Origin of the sequence: Chryseobacterium sp. W4I1, from assembly GCF_030816115.1 — a bacterium.
Lineage (GTDB): Bacteria > Bacteroidota > Bacteroidia > Flavobacteriales > Weeksellaceae > Chryseobacterium.
Genome location: NZ_JAUSXQ010000001.1, coordinates 2,270,171 through 2,291,394, shown reverse-complemented (window position 1 = coordinate 2,291,394; position 21,224 = coordinate 2,270,171). Strand labels below are relative to the sequence as shown.

At 36.2% G+C, this 21,224-nt stretch carries 21 protein-coding genes and 1 tRNA gene; 3 read left to right on the top strand and 19 right to left on the bottom strand.

Annotated elements, in window-relative coordinates:
• Positions 1-54: 54 nt before the first annotated feature.
• The gene (locus QF044_RS10695; protein ID WP_307266830.1) at positions 55-1,746 is read left to right on the top strand and encodes a sodium:solute symporter; all 1,692 of its coding nucleotides are present in this window, start codon (positions 55-57) and stop codon (positions 1,744-1,746) included.
• 32 nt (positions 1,747-1,778) lie between these two features.
• Positions 1,779-2,297: a DUF2911 domain-containing protein gene (locus tag QF044_RS10690; protein WP_307266827.1), complete on the top strand. Its 519-nt coding sequence runs from the start codon at positions 1,779-1,781 to the stop codon at positions 2,295-2,297.
• A 66-nt stretch (positions 2,298-2,363) separates the two neighbouring features.
• Here the strand turns inward: QF044_RS10690 and QF044_RS10685 are convergent, their stop codons facing one another.
• The 19 genes from QF044_RS10685 to QF044_RS10595 all read right to left on the bottom strand — a co-directional run bounded on the left by QF044_RS10685 (position 2,364) and on the right by QF044_RS10595 (position 20,089).
• A complete protein-coding gene (locus QF044_RS10685) occupies positions 2,364-3,800 on the bottom strand; it encodes a serine hydrolase domain-containing protein (RefSeq protein WP_307266825.1) in 1,437 nt (478 codons plus the stop codon).
• Between the two features lie 103 nt (positions 3,801-3,903).
• Complete coding sequence (locus QF044_RS10680) at positions 3,904-5,040, bottom strand: AraC family transcriptional regulator (RefSeq protein WP_307266823.1); 1,137 nt, start codon at positions 5,038-5,040, stop codon at positions 3,904-3,906.
• A 326-nt stretch (positions 5,041-5,366) separates the two neighbouring features.
• A complete protein-coding gene (locus QF044_RS10675; RefSeq protein ID WP_307266821.1) occupies positions 5,367-5,558 on the bottom strand; it encodes a cold-shock protein in 192 nt (63 codons plus the stop codon).
• A gap of 93 nt (positions 5,559-5,651) precedes the next feature.
• Positions 5,652-5,843 carry a cold-shock protein gene (locus QF044_RS10670; RefSeq protein WP_307266819.1) on the bottom strand — a complete coding sequence of 64 codons (192 nt, stop codon included), beginning with the start codon at positions 5,841-5,843 and terminating at the stop codon, positions 5,652-5,654.
• A gap of 530 nt (positions 5,844-6,373) precedes the next feature.
• Complete coding sequence (locus QF044_RS10665; protein ID WP_307266816.1) at positions 6,374-6,742, bottom strand: DoxX family protein; 369 nt, start codon at positions 6,740-6,742, stop codon at positions 6,374-6,376.
• A gap of 824 nt (positions 6,743-7,566) precedes the next feature.
• A complete protein-coding gene (locus QF044_RS10660) occupies positions 7,567-8,388 on the bottom strand; it encodes an alpha/beta fold hydrolase (protein ID WP_307266814.1) in 822 nt (273 codons plus the stop codon).
• Between the two features lie 358 nt (positions 8,389-8,746).
• Positions 8,747-9,265 carry a thioredoxin domain-containing protein gene (locus tag QF044_RS10655; RefSeq protein ID WP_076559473.1) on the bottom strand — a complete coding sequence of 173 codons (519 nt, stop codon included), beginning with the start codon at positions 9,263-9,265 and terminating at the stop codon, positions 8,747-8,749.
• 3 nt (positions 9,266-9,268) lie between these two features.
• On the bottom strand, positions 9,269-9,730 hold the full coding sequence (locus tag QF044_RS10650; protein ID WP_076559474.1) for a redoxin domain-containing protein: 462 nt from the start codon (positions 9,728-9,730) through the stop codon (positions 9,269-9,271).
• Positions 9,731-9,734: 4 nt separating this feature from the next.
• On the bottom strand, positions 9,735-10,436 hold the full coding sequence (locus tag QF044_RS10645) for a YoaK family protein (RefSeq protein WP_307266809.1): 702 nt from the start codon (positions 10,434-10,436) through the stop codon (positions 9,735-9,737).
• 25 nt (positions 10,437-10,461) lie between these two features.
• The gene (locus tag QF044_RS10640) at positions 10,462-11,508 is read right to left on the bottom strand and encodes a cupin domain-containing protein (RefSeq protein WP_307266807.1); all 1,047 of its coding nucleotides are present in this window, start codon (positions 11,506-11,508) and stop codon (positions 10,462-10,464) included.
• 283 nt (positions 11,509-11,791) lie between these two features.
• A complete protein-coding gene (locus QF044_RS10635; protein ID WP_307266806.1) occupies positions 11,792-12,469 on the bottom strand; it encodes a YoaK family protein in 678 nt (225 codons plus the stop codon).
• A 23-nt stretch (positions 12,470-12,492) separates the two neighbouring features.
• Positions 12,493-13,461 carry an NAD(P)H-quinone oxidoreductase gene (locus QF044_RS10630; RefSeq protein WP_307266804.1) on the bottom strand — a complete coding sequence of 323 codons (969 nt, stop codon included), beginning with the start codon at positions 13,459-13,461 and terminating at the stop codon, positions 12,493-12,495.
• A 30-nt stretch (positions 13,462-13,491) separates the two neighbouring features.
• The gene (locus QF044_RS10625) at positions 13,492-13,935 is read right to left on the bottom strand and encodes a lipocalin-like domain-containing protein (protein WP_307266801.1); all 444 of its coding nucleotides are present in this window, start codon (positions 13,933-13,935) and stop codon (positions 13,492-13,494) included.
• 50 nt (positions 13,936-13,985) lie between these two features.
• Positions 13,986-14,543: a hypothetical protein gene (locus tag QF044_RS10620; RefSeq protein ID WP_034974811.1), complete on the bottom strand. Its 558-nt coding sequence runs from the start codon at positions 14,541-14,543 to the stop codon at positions 13,986-13,988.
• Positions 14,544-15,251: 708 nt separating this feature from the next.
• Positions 15,252-15,803, bottom strand: coding sequence for an antibiotic biosynthesis monooxygenase (locus QF044_RS10615; RefSeq protein WP_076559485.1), 552 nt, complete (start codon positions 15,801-15,803; stop codon positions 15,252-15,254).
• Positions 15,804-15,825: 22 nt separating this feature from the next.
• Entirely contained in the window at positions 15,826-18,039 is a 2,214-nt protein-coding gene (locus tag QF044_RS10610) for a hybrid sensor histidine kinase/response regulator (RefSeq protein WP_307266790.1), read from the bottom strand.
• A gap of 251 nt (positions 18,040-18,290) precedes the next feature.
• Positions 18,291-18,986: a LytTR family DNA-binding domain-containing protein gene (locus QF044_RS10605; protein ID WP_076559489.1), complete on the bottom strand. Its 696-nt coding sequence runs from the start codon at positions 18,984-18,986 to the stop codon at positions 18,291-18,293.
• Between the two features lie 54 nt (positions 18,987-19,040).
• The gene (locus QF044_RS10600; RefSeq protein WP_307266785.1) at positions 19,041-19,517 is read right to left on the bottom strand and encodes a Dps family protein; all 477 of its coding nucleotides are present in this window, start codon (positions 19,515-19,517) and stop codon (positions 19,041-19,043) included.
• 498 nt (positions 19,518-20,015) lie between these two features.
• Positions 20,016-20,089, bottom strand: a tRNA-Arg gene (locus QF044_RS10595).
• Between the two features lie 59 nt (positions 20,090-20,148).
• Here QF044_RS10595 and QF044_RS10590 point away from each other — a divergent pair.
• Positions 20,149-21,195, top strand: coding sequence for an ABC transporter substrate-binding protein (locus QF044_RS10590; protein WP_307266783.1), 1,047 nt, complete (start codon positions 20,149-20,151; stop codon positions 21,193-21,195).
• Positions 21,196-21,224 lie beyond the last annotated feature (29 nt).

Sequence of the window (21,224 nt, the reverse complement as noted above, 5' to 3'; positions counted from 1 at the left end):
AGTTGCACTGGTATTACAGATCGCATTTTATTATTTGTTTACTAAATTCTGGGCATGAGTACGATAGATTGGACAGTTCTTATTTTTACACTGTTTGCAGTGGTTGTTTACGGTGTATTCATCGGTCGTGGCCAAAAAAGCAACGCATCCTACCTGAAAGCAGATAATAAAATGCCCTGGTATATTGTGCTGATCGGTATTATGGCGACGCAGGCAAGTGCCATTACTTTTCTTTCAGCACCGGGTCAGGCATATACAGACGGCATGCGTTTCGTGCAGTATTACTTTGGCTTGCCTTTGGCGATGATTGTGATCTGTATCACCTTTATCCCGATTTTTCAGCGCTTAAATGTTTATACTGCTTATGAATATTTAGAAAACCGTTTTGATAAAAAAACAAGGGTGCTCACTTCACTGCTTTTTCTTTTTTCGAGAGGCTTATCAACGGGAATCAGCATCTACGCTCCGAGTATCATCTTATCAAGCGTTTTAAACTGGAATATTTATTTAACCAATGTTTTAACAGGTGGTATTCTGTTGATTTATACCTATGTTGGCGGTGCAAAAGCAATCGCTCACACCCAAAAGTTACAGTTTCTTATTATTCTGGGAACCATGGCTTTTGCAGGGTATCTGCTTATTCAGAATATGCCGAATGGAATTGGTTTTAAGGATGCGCTTTATCTGGCGGGAAAATCCGGAAAGCTCAATGTAATCACCACGGAATTCGATTGGAAAGATAAATACAATATTTGGAGCGGGCTAATTGGTGGTTTTTTTCTGGCACTTTCTTACTTCGGGACTGACCAGAGTCAGGTTGGGAGGTATATTACAGCGAAAGACAATACCAACGCAAAAATGGGCTTGCTGTTGAACGGATTGGTTAAAATTCCGATGCAGTTTTCTATTCTTCTCATCGGTGCTTTGCTTTTCGCCTTCTTTTCTCTAAAACCGGCTCCGATTTATTTTAACGAACGCTCTTACCAACATTTAAAGGAAACACAACCTGAACAGGCTGCGGTTTTTGAAAAAGAACATCAGAATCTGCAAATAAAATTTAATGCAGAATCAAAAGAAATTCTAAAGTTAAAAGAAACTCATTCTCCCCAGCTTAATAAAACAATTCAGGATTTTAAAAACACACAAACCGAGGTAAAAGAACTTCACGGCAGGGTAGAGGAAGCGATCAATCACTCAAACTATAATGCAGAGAAAACGGATACCAATTATATTTTCCTGTATTTTGTGAAAAACACCTTGCCTGTAGGGATGATCGGTTTACTGTTTGCTGTCATTTTTCTAGCCAGTTGGGGTTCAATTTCCGCAGCGTTGAATTCCCTTGCCGCCTGCTCACTGAAAGATGTTCATTTGATATTTAAAAAAGAAACTCTAGATGATGCAACCGAATTGAAGTACAGTCGCCTGCACACTTTAGCCTGGGGGATCTTCTCCATCGGTGTAGCTATGTTTGCTACTCAAATGGGTTCCCTTATTGAAGCTGTTAATGTATTGGGTTCTCTTTTCTACGGCCCAATATTGGGAATTTTTCTGGTTGCCTTTTACTATAAAAAGATTACCGGCTCCAATGTGTTTATTGCTGCCATTTTATCAGAAATTACGGTTATTGCCGTTTATCAATTCGATATCGTTTCTTTCCTTTGGCTTAACGTAATCGGGGCGGTGGCCGTCATTATATTTTCGGCAATTGGTTTATTGTTTTATAAGCAGAAAGCAGTAAATTCGTAAACAAACAAAATAAACATACAAACAAAAATATTATGAAAACAATGATTAAAACTGTTGCTGTAGTTTTTGCTGCAATGACGATTTCAGTAAATGCCTTTGCACAGGAAACTAAAAAACCTGCCAGCCCTCCGGCTACTGCTACGGGGAAAATTAAAGATGCAACCATTACCATAGCCTATAGCAGTCCTTCTGTTAAAGGGCGTACCATCTGGGGTGGTTTGGAAGCTTATGATAAAGTTTGGCGTGCAGGTGCCAATGAAGCAACTACTTTCGAAACGGATAAAGACATTACCGTTCAGGGTAAAAAACTTCCTGCAGGTAAATACAGCTTTTTCTTAATTCCTAAACAAAGCGGAACCTGGACTGCGATTTTTAACAAAGAGCCAAAACAGTGGGGTGCTTATAAGTACGAAGAAGCAAAAGATGCCTTACGTGTGGATGTAAAAACAAAGGCTTTACCGGCAACACAGGAAACTTTAGTGTATAAAATAAACAGTAATGGCTTCACCATGGATTGGGACAAAATCTCAGTTCCTGTAGAAATCAAATAAATGTAAATAAAAGAAACTAAAATCCCGTTAATACGGGATTTTTTGTTTAAAATTTGATTTGAAAATTTACTTCCCCATTTCTTTCTCAATTTTTTCGATCATTTTTTCTGCATTGCCGTTGGTTCCACCAAGACTGATTGCTTTTTTATAACTCTCTAATGCTAAATCGTATTGCTTATTTGTAAAATAGGCTTCTCCCAGACTATCGAATCCATTAGCATCTTTAGAAAATTCTTTTGTGGCCAATTTGAATATTGCTATTGATTCATTGATTTTTCCAAGTCTTAATAACTCATATCCTAATTTATTCAGTTCACCCGGGTTTTCAAAGCTATATTCATTTTTAGAATTTTCTTTGAGTGAATAGTAAGTCTCTATAGCTTTATTGATGTCATTTGGAGATTCCTTTCTTATCGCTTGATAAACAGATTTTCTAGGGATTTCATACTCTTTTCCTAACATTAAGTTGTGAATAGTATACCCTAAATCCCAAACTCTATTGAGATTATTGGACATCAGAATTATTGTAATATTATTTTTAAAATCGTTTAAAAAAATGGATTCAAATTTATAAGAAATCCCATTGTGTCTCTGTAATTCATCTTTTTCTAAGTATCTGCCAAGTGATCCACCTTCGTCTTTTGCATATGGATTATTCAACAGCGTTTGAAAGGATTCTTTGGAAATTAAGCGATTAGAATTCATCGCTTCAATCCATTTATAGAGATCATTGATGTCTACCCAAAGCCATCCACTAATAAATTGCATTTCCGGGCATCGGACATTGTCAAAATCATAACAAGACGTACGGTTTTTATAACCAAATGTTGGATCAAATACCGAATTGGTCATTTTCAACGGTTTAATTATATTTTTAGTAACAAATTCTTGAAATGATACTCCAGTTACCTTTTCAATGATTCTTCTTTGTAAAAAGACATTCCCATTATCATACCTGTAGCCGGTTCCTGGTTCAAAAAGTAAGGTATCGTTGTTTCTCAAAATATTCCAAGCGCCTTCATCATTAATGATAGTTAAACCTGACTCTATTCGAGGAATACCACTGGCATAATTAATCAGATGGCGTATGGTGACTTTCTCCGACCATTTCGGCAATCCCAAATCAAATTTGGAAATCGGGTCATCCAGAGTAAGAAGACCACGCTCCACTAAAATCATGATAGAAACCGCATTAAACTCCTTGGCAATAGAGCCTGGGTTAAATATTGATTGATCAGTTAAAAGAGTTTGTTTCGTTTCATCGGTAAAACCGAATGATTTTTTATAAACAATCGTATTGTTTTTAACGACAAGGACGTTCCCATTGAATAAACCTCTTTCGTAAGATTTCATCATCAAGGAATCAATTTGATTGATTTCTGATTTTTGTTCAGCCGAATTTTGAGGTATCTTCTTTGTTTCTTTGGGTTTATTTAACCCTTGGGCAGAAAGTGTATTTGTCAATAAAACAGTTGTTAATAATAAGAAAAACTTGTTCTTCATTGAGATTATATTTTTAAAAAAACTTTCAGCAAAGATGCTTTAAAAAACTTCAGTACGCGACCGATTAAAAAAAGTCGAACCTATTTCTTAGAAAAAGAATAGATTAATTTGGATTTTTTCTAAAATCTGTTGGAGTTGTTCCGGTATATTTTTTAAAAGAAGTACTAAACGACGATTTGGAATTGAAACCGACTTGGTAAAGAATCTCTAAAATAGTGAGTTCTTTTTGCAAAGGATCTTTCAATATTTCCTTCGCTTTTTCGATCCGATATTCATTAATGAAATCAAAAAAATGCTTATTCATATACAGATTAATTAAAGCCGACAAATCTTTGACGGGCATATCTAATTGTTCTGCCAAATCCTGAATCGTTAATGAAGAATCGAGATAGGGTTCTTTTTTAATCATTAATTCTTTTAAAGCTAGGATTTGCTTATTTTTTTCGTCATCAATTACAGGAGAAGATTTTTGTTTCGGAACAACTTCTGTAATTGGCTTTAAATCGGAATTTACTCCTCGGAAAAATTCAGGATTGTTTAACGCAGCAAATAAATACCAACACGTACAAAATAAAAAGGCAAACCCATCAAGAGTTACTATCCAGGCCCGGATTTCGCCCAACCCAAAAATAAAAGTAACCAGCCATCTCATAAGGACTATAAAATGTAAAACATAATAGAGAATTGTTATTTTATATAGTGCGTTAAGTACGGAAATATTGGGGTTCGTATAATTCTCTAGGTAGACGGTTTTGGACTTTCTAATAACCAGAAATGAAGCAATAAAATAAACTTGAAATAGAAATTCGAAAAGAAAATAAAAAAAATGCATTAGAGGCATGTCATTCATGCCATTGATAAAATGTACTTTCGAGGCTCTATCTACAAAATAGATTCCCCACATTAGAAGCAAATTGTAAGCAACAAAGGGAATCGTGTGCAATAAATGTTTTGGCTTTAATCGAAAGTTGGAGTAACAAACAGATAATACATAGAAATAAAATGATGCCGGAACCAAATAGTTAATACTCCAACGGAAAGCCTCGAGGTTGATGAAATTAACAGGAAAATCACGCATCAAAAATTTACAAGCATCTACGGCATTTGTAAAAAGAAAAAAAGCAAGAAGCCAATTTGCAAGTTTGTGCTTGGTTTTTACCGTCAATAAAAATAAGACAAGAAATAGCACCAAAAATATTCCTATAAATGCTGCTATTTCCAAAAAACTGTATTTGTCCATAGTTTTTTATCGTAGGTGCAATTTAATATTTAAATAGGGAAGGTTAAAATAAGTATTGATGATTTTATCCGGATGTTAAAAATATCCCAGCAAAATACTAAAAATTGTATTGTTGTAAATATCAATATTGTCATACTATTGACTTATTTTGAAATTGTATAATAATAAATGCTTTGATATATAAATTTTAAAATAGAATTAACCTGAAAAACAATAATAACATTTCAAAGTGCAACTATTTTCGGTAGTAAACAAAAAATAGCAGAGAACGATTATAGTTCTCTGCTAATATTCTATTGAGAAAAGCTTTTTAAGCTTCTCTTAATTTATGCTCTTTTTACGTTAACTGCGTTAACTCCTTTATTTCCGTTTTGTAAATCGAATGTTACGATATCATTTTCACGAATAGTATCCACTAAACCTGAGTTATGTACGAAAACATCCTGACCACCATTTGAAGGTGTAATGAAACCAAATCCTTTGGCATCGTTAAAGAATTTTACTGTTCCTTGTTGCATTGTATTGTATTTAAAATTGTTGTATTTACTGATAAATTGTTTTGCCTGTTGCCATAACTTTGTTGATGATAACACCAAAACAGCATTTTTAATTTATGCTCTTTTTACGTTAACTGCGTTAACTCCTTTATTTCCGTTTTGTAAATCGAATGTTACGACATCATTTTCACGAATAGTATCCACTAAACCTGAATTATGTACGAAAACATCCTGACCACCATTTGAAGGTGTAATAAAACCAAATCCTTTGGCATCGTTAAAGAATTTTACTGTTCCTTGTTGCATTGTATTAAATTATTGTATTACTAAAAAATTATTTTTTGGCTATTGCCATCACTGAATTGAAATTACATCAAAACAGTAATAAATCGATTTGTGAACAAGAAATGAGGGGTATTTTTTAGAATCTTGAGAATATCAAGATGTAATGGTACTGCACCTGTTATATTGAGGACAAAAATTAGCGGCTGAAAAGCGAAGACTGATATAGGAGTTGTGAACTCGAAGTTTCAGAAGAAGCGTGGCAGAAGCCTGATTATTTTACAAATGTACACATAATTAATTGAAAACAAGCGATTTTCTATTATTTTATTTTTCTGATCACAATAATCAACATAAGATTACAAATAAAAAGTACACATTTTAGCCTCAACACACAGAAGTCTGCTATGAATCGTATTTAGAAAGTTGTCTGCAAATAAAATGGTGATAATTAGCTGAATAAGCAAGACGGAAGCCACGTGTTATGGTACTTCTATCTTGCTCAATATCACAAATAACCTGCTGCTGGTGTTATTATTGGTCAGGGATTATTGCTAGGCTAATTCATCAAACCTAAAGTATGACACAACTGCTGACAGTATAAATACTATAATCAGCATTGGGAGCATTTTGTATTCCTTTTTTTTAATGTGAACAAACATTGCTGCTGTCATAATTATACAAAAAGATGCTGCTGCAATTGGTCTTAGGATTGGTGCGATACTTGAAAGCCACGGGACTATTATGCCAATACATCCTAACAATTCAAGAACGCCCAAAATTCGGATTGGTATTATAGATTCGTTTGGTTTCAGATGACCGTCTGCGACGTGTTGGTCTTTGCTGCCGTTAATTTTTCCATAGCCCGGCATAATAAAAAATGCAGAGAGAAGACCCTGTATTATCCACAAAATAATATTCATTTTTGTCCTTTATGAAGTTAAAAATAAGCTTGAAAGCGTTGATGGATAAGCATAAAATCCCTTATAAAAAATGAAGGTTGCTTTCCAAACGATTTTGTTCAAACAAAATCACTCTATTTTAACTTCTTACTAATCTTTTTTCGGTTGGTCTAACCAAAGATTTACATCTTCCATTTTACAGACTTATTTCTGAGATAATAGGGGCAAAGATAATAAAAATGAATATCAAGCTTCACAAAATGACAGGGTTAAATTATAGCTAACCCTCTTGGGTTATATCTGAAGTCGAAAATGATAAAAGAAGCAGGAATATGAGTTTGGATATACAAAAAAAGCAAGGCAGAAGGCTTATGGATAAATAATATAACCATTGAAATAGAAAACTGAAATAATTTAATCTTTTGATTATGAATGATATAAAAATAAATTTGCGCACATTGTCGTCGGTGACCAAGACGAGCGTATCTTCAAACACTTTTATAGATGACTTGGTTCTTTTAAGCCAAATTAAACAAGAATTGCAAAACTCATTTTTACCAAATAACTTCCTTTAATTTAGGTTTATTGCAAATTAGAATAGTAAATCCTTAGTTGGCTTTATTATTCTTGTACCCATATTTGGTAGAAGATTTAGGGAAATTTCTCAAATTTAATTTTAGTTTTAAAAGATTATTATTAACTTGAAAGGTATATATAAATCCTTTGTTCCCTGATATGATAGTATTTTAGAGTATTATAGATTAGAAGAGTTAGACCAACTTACCTGACGATTAAATAAAAAAAGGGAATCAATTTTGATTCCCTTTCATTTATATATATTCTGTTTAACCTTCAATAAACTCTAAAAGATCTTTATTAATCGTCGCAGCTTCCGTAGTTGGCATTCCGTGAGGAAAACCTGGATACGTTTTGATAGTACCGTTTTTCAATAATTTAATAGATTTTAAAGCCGCATTTTGGTAAGGAACAATCTGGTCATCTTCACCGTGAAGCACCAAAACCGGAATATCAACATTTTTCAAATCTTCTGTAAAATCAGTTTCAGAAAACGCTTTGATTCCGTCATAATGAGCCACGATTCCGCCCATCATTCCTTGTCTCCACCAGTTTCTCTGTACGCCTTCTTTCACGTCTGCACCTTCTCTGTTGTAGCCATAGAAAGGAAAGGTCAAATCAATGTAAAACTGCTGTCTGTTGTTTAAAGTCTGATCTCTGATGCCATCAAAAACCGACATCGGAACACCGTCAGGATTGCTATCACTCGCAACCATAATTGGTGGAACTGCACTGATTAAAACTGCTTTCTTAGCTCTTCCATTAGCATATTTATTTACATATCTGATTACTTCGCCGCCACCTGTCGAGTGACCGATGTGAACTACATCTTTCAAATCTAAGAATTCTACTAATTCTGCTGCATCAGAAGCATATTGTTCGATGGTGTGATTGTAAATATCCTGACTGGAACGGCCGTGACCTCTTCTGTCGTGTGTTACCACTCTGTAACCTCTTTGCAGGAAAAAAATTACCTGTGCATCCCAATCGTCTGATGATAACGGCCATCCGTGGTGAAACATCAAAGTTGGTCCTTCGCCTTGGTCTTTGTAAAAAATCTCTGTTCCGTCTTTTAATTTAAGTGTGCTCATTGTTTTAATTTTTTAATGTTGTAATTAATTTATTTTAATATTTTATTGTCTTAATTCTTTAGCAAATGTAGGATGATTCAATTCGTTTCCCGTTAATCTAGTTTAACATCGTACATTTTTTATGATTTTTTATTTGGGCAGCTTTATCCGCCTTCCGTTCCCGCTTTTTTGTCATTGCAAAAAACGTAAAGTAATAAGTTGAACTATTCAGCAATCGCAATGACAAAAAAGAGCTCCACTCAAGTCGGGCTGCAGATTCGGTATAACACGATTTGATTTCAGAAATTAACTTAAGTGTTCTTATTTACGCTATGATAAAAACTTATACTTACTTAAGTGTCAAAAAATATTTTGTAGTTTAACTCTCAGTATTCTCCCTCAAAAGCTCAACCAAATCTTCCGCGCCACCATCATATTTCTTTCCATTCACGAAGAATGAAGGTGTTCCGTTCACGCCGCTCATAATTCCGCTTTCAAAATCTGAATCTACTTTATTAGCCAGTTCAGTACTTTCCAAATCCTTTTCAAATTGAGGAATGTTCAGTTTTAATTGTTCCGCCAGCTTCATCAGCAAGTTTTCATTCAAATCTCTCTGATTTTCATAAATCGCATCGTGCATTTCCCAGAATTTCCCCTGAAAATTGGCTGCTTCTGCTGCGATGGCCGCCGGTCTTGCGTATTGATGCATCTCAGACAATGGAAAGTTCCTGAAAACAAATTTAATTTGACTTCCATATTCTTTCATCAATTCTTTCAGAATAGGATAAGCAGCGCCACAGTATGGACATTGATAGTCGCCATATTCTACGATAACAAGTTCGGCTTCTAAGTTGCCTTGTGAGTGGTCAGCTTGGCTGACGTTTGGTTTTAGTGACATAATTTATTTTGTGTTAAGGTTTTCTAAAGCGTCTAAAATTCCGTCTGCGCCAGGATTAATTGCCGTTGGTGACAGATAACTCCATTCGATGATGCCTTCTTTATTGATGACGAATAATGCCCGTTTACATTCACCTTCTTCATCATCATAAACGCCGTACTGTTTTGCGATTTCTCCTTTAGCTTCAAAATCGGCTAACAAAGGAAAATGTAAATTTCTTGACTGCGAAAATGCAAGATGACACCATTTGCTGTCTACGGAAATTCCGAAAAGTTCTGCATCGTATTTCTTGAAAAACTTCAAAGTTTCATTATACAAAGCCATCTGGTCGCTGCAAACCGGACTCCAATCCGCTGGATAAAAAGCGAGGATGACATTCTTTCCTTTGAATTCTGAAAGTGTAATTTTCTGGTCTGGCGTTGCGTACAAAGTGAAATCTGGAGCAACATCGTTTTTCTGTAACATAATATTAGTTTTTAGTGTTATTTTTTGAAATCAAAATTCCGCAAATCATTAGTAATAATGCAGGAATCATCAAAGTCCATTTTCCAAAATAATCGAGTAGGAAAGGGGCGACAAATGCACCTGATAAAAAGCCAATCCACAGCAGCAAAAGATGAATAGCGTTGGATTTATACTCTTCTTTTTCCATTTTATCATCTGTCATCGTCAGCATTGCGCTGTTCCTTGCCAGACTGTTCAGAGTTCCCGTCACGAAATCCGTATTCACTTTTTGGTTTCCTACAGAAGTCACAATCGTGTTCATCAATCCCATTGAAAATCCGACAATTACAATGGATAACAAATTATTGATATCATAAAAATAAGCAATAATTGAATAGAAAATGAGAATTCCGGAAACTATATAAAATGTTAATATTTGGTTCTTAATTCGCTTCCATAATAACAGGCAGGTTCCGGTGTAAATTCCTATTAAAAAGCAAAGGATAACTGTGACTGATGTAATTATAATTCCAGATTTATCGGTTGAAATTGCCGCTCCTAATGACGTGGTATTTCCACTCATAAAAGAGACGTACGTTTTCCATTGAATCAGTCCTGTTGCATCAATATAACCTGCAATTAAAGCTAAAAGTATCGCCAATCTCTCTTGCATCTTAATCGAATCAGATGAAGCGGAAATGTTTGTTTTGATGACAGAATTATCCATTATTTCGAGAGATTTTATTCTAATCTTATTTCTGAGGCTGAATGAAGACTTTCTCAGTCGGGAATTTTTCGATTTCGCCTTCTTTCAAACCAAAATTGGTTACAACAACATCTTTTGGATTTCCCGCCAGCCATTCGCTCAAATCAATCGATTCATATTTTCCGCTGTTGAAGCCAATCAGAATTCTACAAACCGTATCGCCTGTATTTTTGATGTAATGTCCGGCTCCCATTGGAACATAACCGACATCTCCTGCACTGAATTGTTCTGTAACGCAAGTAGATTCTGCAAGGAAAACCGACATTTCGGCCTGTCCTGAAATAAAATATTGCCATTCGTCAGCATTCGGATGCCAGTGCATTTCTCTTAAAGCGCCAGGCTGCAATTCTAAAATAGAACCCGACATTGTACTGCTGATAGGGAATTCTTTGCTCGTTACCAATCTCTGTAAACCTCCGCCCGGAACGATTCTCGGTTGTTGAGAATGCAAAGGATAACGGTGGAAACTCGTTAATTCGATATCGGATTCATCCGGACGAGCCTCGGCTGTGAATGACATTTCATCCGGAACAATTCCCGCTGCGAAATAGGCTTCTTTCTGCGGCAAAGCAGCCACTTCTTCTAAAGTTAAACCCAAATTTTGCGCAACGATTTCAGGTGGTACTGAAGAAACAAAATCTGTCACGCTGAACGTATGGTCTTCAGAAAAATTACCGTTATCAAAAATCAAAATGAAATGGCATTCTTCCGTTCCTGTCGCCTGAATCGAGTGTCCATAACCTTTTGGAAAATACCAAACGTCGCCCGGCTCAAAATTGTCTGTGTAGCTGTGTCCGTCAGGATGAATAATTGTTGTACGAACCGTTCCCGAAATTACATATGCCCATTCAGCGGCGTTGGCGTGCCAGTGCAATTCTCTCATACTTCCCGGTTGCAGTCTCATAGAAACGCCCGCAATTCCTATAGAAGCAGGGAAATCTTTTACAGAAGCACCTCTTGTCGTTCCACCATCGTTAGTTCTTGGTTCTTTTTTCTCTAATTCGTATTTGAAGCTTAATGATGCAGTATTCATAATGATAAGTTTTTGTGATGAATGATAGTTTGTCTTTATTTCTACTGTAAAGCTACCTCGGAATCAAAGGATTTTGAAGTGCTTTTCGGTGAATGGGCAAAATGAGTCGGTGGGAATTTGAAAGGAGTAGTTGATGTTTTTAGAGTAAAGAAAATAGATGAGAGATAAAAGACTTTCAATTCGAATTTTATCAATTGAAAGATTCTTAGCGACGTCCATTTTATTAATAAAAAATCCTTCTCAATTAACTTGGGAAGGACGATTATTTAAATGATAAAAGAATTTATTGCAAGGATAAAGATTCTTTTCTTGTAGATACCGTGTAGTAAGCAGAAATCAAAATACCCGGAATCAACATTGAAACCAATCCGAAACGAGCAGAAATCAAAGCGCCAAAGATACATCCAATCAAAAAACCTGTCAGAAGTACCAATGATTTCCTTAGTTCTACTAATTTTTCAAGGGTATGTTGTGTAGAGATGTAATTGAAAAAATCAAGAATGGCTTTGGTCACATTGCCCGTCATTACCGTCGTCGGGCCAAAAGCGGAATTGGCGTACAAACGGGTTACCGTATTTTGAATTCCCATCGAAAAGACAATCAGCATCAGCATAGAATGATACACAAATCCTGTTGCAATATGATTTTGTTTTAATAAAAAAGCGATACAGCCTGCAACAATCAAAAATATACCAATAGATGCAAATATTCCTTTTTCCTTTTTATAAAGGCTATCCATTTTTCTCGTTAAGATAACCGCCATTATGAAAACGGGAAAGCTGGCAAGATTGATAAAATCATGCAATTGAGGATGGTTTGATAATTTGTACGCAAAAACCACAAAATTTCCCGTAATATGGGCAGAGAATAATCCATCTGCAATCGTGAAGGTGCTTGTATCGACAAAACCTGCACTGAAAGCCATAATCAGGGACGAATAGAAGACCGCATCTCTATTCATTGGTTATCAGTTATAAATTTTTGCTATCTCACAAGAATAATCTTGCCTGTATGCGAACCGTCTTCAAGCAGTCGGTGAGCTTCCGCAGCTTCCGAGAAAGGAAATGTTTTATAAATGACAGGTCTGAACTTTTTAGATTCAATCAAAGGCCAGACATTTTTCTGAATCTCTTTGGCCAATTGTTTTTTGAACTCATATTCCCGACTTCTCAAAGTACTTCCTGTAACAGTCAAACGCTTTGTCATTACTTTCCAAATGTCTAAATCTACGTGACTGCCACTTACCGCATTGATGTGAACCAATCTGCCTTCAGGTTTTAGAATGTTGATGTTTTTGGCCAGATAATCACCGCCAATCATATCCAGAATGACGTCGACACCTTCATTTTGAAGTTCGGTTTCAAAATTCTGGGTCTTATAATTAATGTAAGAATCAGCGCCAAGTTCAAGACATTTCCGGCCTTTTTCATCAGAACCAACTGTGACAATTACTTTTGAACCCAATACGTGAGCAATCTGAATGCCTGTGATTCCAATTCCGCTGTTTCCGCCATGGAGCAAAAGGGTTTCTCCCGGTTGAAGATTTCCTCTCTGAAAAACATTAGACCAAACTGTAAAGACAGTTTCCGGTAAGCTTGCCGCCTCAGCAAAACTTAAATCTTCCGGAATCGGTAAACAGTGACCTTCTCTCACAGCGACATATTCAGCATAGCCGCCACCTGCGAGAAGTGCACAAACTCTGTCGCCAACGGTAAAATCTACGACATCAGGACCGCATTTTACAATAGTTCCGGCAACTTCCAATCCTGGAATTTCGGCGGAAGCTCCTTCCGGTGCAGGATAATTACCTTCACGCTGAAAAACATCGGAACGGTTGAGTCCGGCGGCTTTCACTTCGATTAAAACTTCGTCTCCGGATATTTCGGGAGTAGGGTAATCCTGTAATTTCAATACTTCAGGACCTCCAGATTTTGTAATAACGATGGCTTTCATTTTTTTTAAATTTTAGTATCACATTCATTTTCAAACTCTCTTCCAGGTCAGTTTGTGAGTCACTAATCTGAAATTGCTGGTGAACGGTTTCTCACTTTCTAGATGCAGAAAATCATCTTTAAAGATAACATTTCTATTCTGCGTTTGCCCTGTCCAATTAGGGAAAAGCGAGATGTACATCGTGTGGCTCACCAACTGTTTTTCATCATTCGTTTTGAACGGCCCCGAATACGCAAGATAGGTTGAGCCTTCCTGTGTATATTCTTCCGGCGTGGCATTAGTCCAGTGTTCCTGATGAAAGTTTTCCCGATGCGTATCCATAATTTGTGCCGACATAAAACCATCAGGATTGTAAATAATCAGTCCTTTCGGATTTTCGCCCATCGGATGCGTAATTTCGCCGCCGTTGACAGGAACTTCGATGAGTTCTACCAAAGTCCAGGTTCCTATAAGTTTTTCAAAAAGTGTTTCCATAACTTTAAATGAAATGAGCGTACCGAAATACGCCCATTATGTTTTTTGAATTAGAAAGGTTGATTGTATTTTCCGGTCAACGCTTTGTTTTCGATACTTTTTGCAAAGTTGGGCGTTTCTTCGTGATTGTGTGCATCGGAAGCGGCTTGTCTGGACGCTGCGGCATCAGCAAGATTCACGTTGTGTTCTTTTAGGTATTCAAACATTTCGGGAGTGGCTGTTGCGTGAATTTCGTTGGTGTACAAGGTCGTGTTATCATCAATTTTAGTGGCTTTCAGTTCCCATAAAACCTGAACTTTGGTACGGCCACCTTTGGTAATAGAATCTGAGATGGATAACATTCTGCAGTAATCAGGACGGTGCTCTACCGCAACATAATGCTGAACCATCAAAGCATCTCCAATTGTTTCGACGTTTAAAGAAACCGGTTCGCCATCATACGTAGTCGAAATGGCTGCTCCAATGTGCTGAGTAGAACATCTCTGATATTCTGCATCGGGAAGATTTAATAACCAATCTGCGATGTTAACTTTTTCAATTGGGGCATTGATAATCGCTGTAACGGTAGAGTGAGATAATGCGTTTTCTGGTGTTTGAATAATTTCCATAATGTTTAAAGTTTAAGTTTTTGTATATGTTAATTTGATGGTGTAAAGCTACATTCAACAAATTTCAAAATCAATTGGTGTTCGATGAACAGGCGGAAAGTGTCGTTGAATGAGAAAATAAGATGGTCATATTCCGTAGACTATTTATGTAAAATAAAAAGTTGTTTATTCCAAACAGGTTTGTTTTAAACAAATGTAAAATGCATTTTGTTTCAAACTGTTTGTGGGAAACGATCTGCAATGTTATTTGGTTCCAAACAAGGTTATTTTAAATAAATGTAAAATGCATTTTGTTTCAAACTGTTTGTGGGAAACGATCTGCAATGTTATTTGGTTCCAAACAAGGTTATTTTAAATAAATGTAAAATGCATTTTGTTTCAAACGGTTTGCGGTAAACAGTCTGCAATGTTATTTGGTTCCAAACAAGGTTATTTTAAATAAATGTAAAATGCATTTTGTTTCAAACAAGTTGCAGGAAACGAACTGCAAAGTACATTAGTCTCAAACAAGTTGCGGGAAACAAACTGCAAAATAATCTTGACTTACCGAAAACAACACACACAGTTTGTCATTACGTAGGAAACCTAATGAAGTGGTTCGATGAAGTGAATCTAGGCAGTTTAGATTCTTTTTGAATTACAAAAAATGGCACAAAAAAATCACTGGAAAATTCCAATGATTTTAAATAGATTTAGATGAATATTCAATTACTTATAAAGCCATTTTCTAATCAGCTTCGTGTAATTCGGCATCACCACGTAAATCACCAAAAAAACCAGACAGCCGGTACTCACTAACGTATCAAAATAACCATTGGCAGGAATATTCATTAATCTTAAAGAGGGCAATAATAACAATTGCATCAAGAGTGACAAAGGAAAAATGGCAGACCAAGTTGTCAGATATTGTTTCCATCGAACCGGAACTTTGGTGTCTGTTTTTTCGCCATAGAACAAAAAATCCAGTCCGGATTTGATTTCGTAATTATCTTCTTTTGTGAATAATGGATGGGCTTTATCAATCAATTTTCTTCTGGTATCAGATTCCATCCAGGTTCTGAGATTTTCAATCGTGTCAAAGCGGATAATCACCGTGTAAACAAACGTCAGATCGGGAATCGGACGAATGATTTGCCAGTCGATAAAACCTTTGGCACTTTTGGAAACGGGTAGAATTTCTTCCAGCCATTTTTCATATTCGATTTGTTTTCCGGCCAAAACGTGATGTGTGATAACCACAGATGCGCCTTGAGTTTCCATAATGAGATTGGTTTTTAATAATTTAATGATCGATGGCTTGCATAAATAATTTTGTTTCAAAGAAAGATTTCAGCAAAACATCTTCTAGTTCTTCCAAAGTTTTTTCTGATGCCGGATTTTCTTCGGTTGTTAGTTCTAAAATATCTAATTTTTCCTCTAATAGAGGAAGCAAACCCATTATCGCAACACTCGATTTCAAATCGTGTGCTTTCAATTTTAGTAATTCGAAATCTTTGTTTTCATAAGCCAGTTTCAGTTCCTGCAAATGAGTTGGGACATTATCTAAAAACTGCTGCGTCACGGTTCTTTCAAAATTTTTGTCGCCATTGCTGATAGACTTCAAATAAGTAAGGTCGATGAACTCGTAATTAGAAACGATTTCTTCGGTTTTCGTTCCCGTTTTTACGTTTTCTTTCAGTCCGAAATTTGAAATTAGTTTGAATAATTCTTCCTCTATGATAGGTTTTGAAATGTATTCGTTCATTCCACGACTCATACATCTTTCGCGTTCGCCCGCCAAAGCGTGTGCGGTCATTGCGATGATTGGCGTGTTCAGTTTAAGTTCTTCACGGATTGTTTGTGTGGCCACGTAACCGTCCATTTGCGGCATTTGGATGTCCATTAAAACCAAATCACAGTCGTTGTTTCTGAGAAATTCTACTGCTTCCAGACCATTGTTTGCAGTATCAAAATCGACGTTCCATTGTGAGAGAAGGTGCTTCATTAGATTTTGATTGATAGCGTTATCATCCACGATTAGCACTCTCAAAGGTGTATTTGTTTTATCTTTAAAATAATCTATATCAATTTTAGGAATTACATTAAGCTGTTCTTTCGCAATTGTGTAAGGAATATAAAAATGGAAAGTGGTCCCTTTTCCCTGTTCGCTTATCACTTCGATATCGCCGTTCTGCAACTGAATCAGGCTTTTCACAATCGATAAACCAAGTCCGGTTCCTCCGTAATTTCGTGTCGTTGAATCTTCGCCCTGATTGAATCTTTCAAAGACTTCAATGAGTTTTTCTTTATCGATTCCGATCCCCGTGTCAGAAACTTTAAAGCCGACAATGATTTCGTTTTCGGTCTGTTGTTTATTGTAAATTTCGATATTGATAGTTCCCTGATGCGTAAATTTGATGGCATTTCCGATGAGGTTGACCAGAATCTGAGTCAGTCTTGTGGCATCGCCATTCAAAGTATCAGGAATTGAGGTGTCGATTTTGCTGGAAATCGTCAATCCTTTTTCTTTGGCGCGTTCCATAAAAAATGTTTCAACGGAATTAGCTAATCCATTGATGCTGAATATGCCTTTGGTAATGCGCATCATACCGGCTTCAATTTTTGATAAATCGAGAATATCATTAACAATTGCCATCAGATTCTCTCCTGAACGTTGAATTGATGAGACAAATTCTTTAGAGGTTTCATCCAAAGGTCTTTTTTGTAAAAGGTTTGTAAAGCCCAGAATTCCGCTCAAAGGAGTTCTGATTTCGTGGCTCATATTGGCTAGGAAATTTTCTTTGGTCTGTGCGGCAACCGATGCTTTTTTCTCCGCAACATCCAATTCCTGAATCAACAATCGCTGACGTTTGAACTGACGTAGAATGTGATAACCGACAATTGAACCACTTAAAATCAAAAGAATCAATAAGGAAATATCATACAACCTTGCTTTTTGTCCCATCGCTTCAGTCTCTCTGCTGAGGTCAACCATATGAAGTTTTCGGCTTTCGTAAATTTTTGCAGTGATAAAAGTGATTTCGTTTGAAATTTTTCGGGCTCTTGGATTGGCAATGGAAGTGTTGTCGTCCATGTTTCCAAGGGTGTGGTAACGAAGCAATAATTTATCCTTCGTTGTTTTCTTTTCCATCGCAAGAACGCTCAATCTGTGAATCAGCTTTTCTTCTACGCCATCTGAATTGTCTTTGGAAAGCGAATCTAGAAAATTTTCTATCTGATTAATTTTCTGGTCGATTCCTTCAAGATGAGTGGTGTCATTGGTTGCTATGGAAGCTCTGATTCTGCTTTCCACGCCGAGAATATCACGGTCGATTTCACGTAAATGATTACTTGAACGCAACTCGTTCAGAAGTCTGTTGTTATTTTTAATAAGTTCTTTGGTATTTTTAGCCGAATTGATTTGAACCGCTATCAATAGGAGAGAACCCGCAATAAATGTGAGGATGATGAAATAGCTGAACCGTCTGTTTCCCATTACTGAGGATATTTTTTTCATAAATGAATATGTGCTTTATAACATATAGTTTGTCATCTCGTAGAAATCTAACTGTTGAGATTCCTACGGAATGACAAAACACTGTTTTATGATAATACTTCTTATACACTGAATCTGCAGCCCGACTTGAGCGGAAATCCTTTTTTGCTTTGAATTAATTTCCATTTAAAACTGAAATCGTCTGCAAAAAAGATTGGGAGCGGAAGGCGGATAAAGCTGCCCAAATAAATAATTAATAAATCTGGCTAATTCTAAAAAACATTCATTCTGGTGTTGAGCGCTCTTCTGTACGCATCAGCAACGGGAATGAATTTTCCGTTTATCATAATTCCGCCGTCCTGAAGGGTGTCTATCTTACCAACCGAAACGATGTAAGAGCGATGAACTCTGATAAAATGGTCTTTCGGGAGACGTTCTTCCGCCGTTTTCATCTTGCCGTGGATGGCAAACATTTTTTCCCTTGTGTAAAACTTCACGTAATCGCCCATTGCCTCTGCATAAAAAATATCGTCGAGCCTCAAACGCCTTGTGATATTGGAATCTCTGACGAAAAGGAACTCATCTTTGGTCACTTCAACATCTTCTTTTCTGCTTTCCAAAATCGATTGTGCTTTGCTTACCGCCTGTAAAAATCTTGCAGGCATTACGGGTTTCAGGATGTAATCTGCGATATTCAGTTCGAAAGCTTCGAGTGCGTAATCCTTATTTGAAGACGTAAAAATGATGATGATATCTTTTCCTGCAAGGTTTTTGGTGAGTTCGATTCCCGTCATTTCCGGCATTTCGATATCGAGAAATATCAAATCCACCTGATTGTTCTGCAAATGATTGTAAGCTTCAATCGCGTTGGAATATTCGTTGACAATCGTCAAATTCGGGACTTGTTTTGCCAAATGTGCGAGCGTGGTTCTCGCGATATCGTTATCATCAACAATCAAGGCTTTCATAGAGATAGTTTATTATGGTTGACACAAATATAATTATTCCTTTTCTTATTTTCTTTAATTTCTGAAGTAAGAACGAATCATCCAGGCCATTTCTTCGTGCGTTTCTATCAGGCCAGTGATGAAGTCGCTAGAACCGTAATCTTTGTATTTTTCAGCGAAAGGTGTTACGTTTCCTCTTAGAAAATCGATGATGCTTTCGTGGTCTTTTAGTAAATCTTTCATAAAGCCTAATCCGTCATTGGTTCTGTCGCTGTATTCGGTAAGGTGCGTCAATTCAAGATAGATTTTCATTGTGGCAGGTGCGTAATGTCCGATTTTTCTTAGACGTTCTGCAACGCTATCAATCAACTCGTCCAACTGTTTGTACTGTTCTTCAAAAAAAATATGGTTTGCGTGGAAATTATCGCCAGTCACGTTCCAATGGGCATTTCTGGTTTTTATGTAAAGTACAGTTTCGTCAGCTAATAATTTCGCCAATTGTTCTGCAACAGCTTCTGTGTTTTGCTCTGTAAGTCCGATGTTTGTTTTCATAATTTTAAGATTTAAGTAAGAGCGGTATTGCTCTTTTTCTGATGTAAAGTTCAGAATGAATCTTAAAAAAATGATGACTTTTTCGGTGAATGGGCAAATTGAGTCGGTGAATTCAATTTTTAATGAAGTTTTATAATTAATAGAAAAATTATATAAAATGTGATTTATTAAACTGGTTACATGTCCAGCATTTTTATCAGTATAAATTGTTATATTAAAATTAAACAATCAACAAAAAAGAAACAAATTATTAGTACTAGGACAGCGTTAACATCAATGGAAAGAACTTTTTTATAGCGAGGTTGAAATCATCAATAAAAATAATGTACCTAAAAGAGGCATTTTAGGAATGATGTAAAAAAAATTAACTTTTGCGCAAAAAATGAATATTTGAATAGGTTTTATTAAAGTTTTATAAAACATTATTCTGGTATGCTCTGGCATAAAAAACAAAAAAACAGCTCCATTTAGATTAAAATGGAGCCATTTGGCTGTGTGTGACCTCGACAGGATTCAAACCTGTAACCTTCTGAGCCGTAATCAGATGCGCTATTCAGTTGCGCCACGAGGCCATTGTTTCCTTGTTGTTTTAAGGTTTGCAAATATAGCACTTTTTTCTTTTCTTTGAAAGATGAAACAGAGAATTTTACTTTTATTTACAGTTATAGCGCTAATCTCCTGTAAAAGAGAACAAAAAAATTCGTCCTCAGACTGGACTCAAATCTCAAACCGTACCCAATTTAAGGAGCATGATGGTCTTTTAGAACTGAAGTCGGGAAATTTCACCTATAGTTTTAAGCAAAATCAGACGCCATTCAAAAAAATTATCCTTTTAAATGCAAGCATGGCAGGGTATATTTCTGAATTGGGAGCTGAAGATATGATCATCGGGGTTTCAAGTCCGGAATATATTTATTCAGAAAAAATTCAAAATCTTTTAAAAGAAGGAAAGATCCAGAACGTAGGAAGCGAGCAGAAATATGATGTAGAAAAGATCATTTCTCTGAAACCTGATGCTATTTTCACAAACTATATTGCCAGTTTTGATAATGCTTATCAATTGCTAAAGAATAATGGGATACAGGTAATTTTCCTTGATGAATATATGGAGCAAAGCCCATTAGAAAAAACGGCTTACATCAAACTTTTTGGAGAATTTTTCGGAAAAGAAAAAGAATCTCAGGCTAAATATGAGGAAGTTGAAAAAAATTATAGTGAATTGAAAAAGCTGGCTTTAAAGGCAAAAGAAAAGCCCGTAGTGCTGGCCAATGAAATGTACGGATCAGTCTGGTATCTTCCGGGTGGTAAAACATCAGTGGCCAATTATATTTCAGACGCCAATGCTTCTTACATTATGAAAGATAATAAAGATGAAAAATCTCTGACCATGAGCTTTGAAGAAGTATATGCCAAATCAGCAGGGGTACAATATTGGGTAAATGCCGGAAGCCATACATCAAAAAAAGAAATGTTGGGAATGAATCCGTTTTATGGTAAATTGGATGTATTCAGCAAAGGGAAAATATACACTATTGCAGGAAAAGAAAAGCAGAAAGCCAATGACTTTTTTGAAAGTGGTGCTGTAAGAGCAGATCTTATCCTGAAAGACTATATTAAGATCTTCCATCCCGAACTTCTTCCTGAATATCAACTGACCTATATGAAAGAACTTCAATAAATCCGGGGATTTGCTTATTTTTGCAGTTC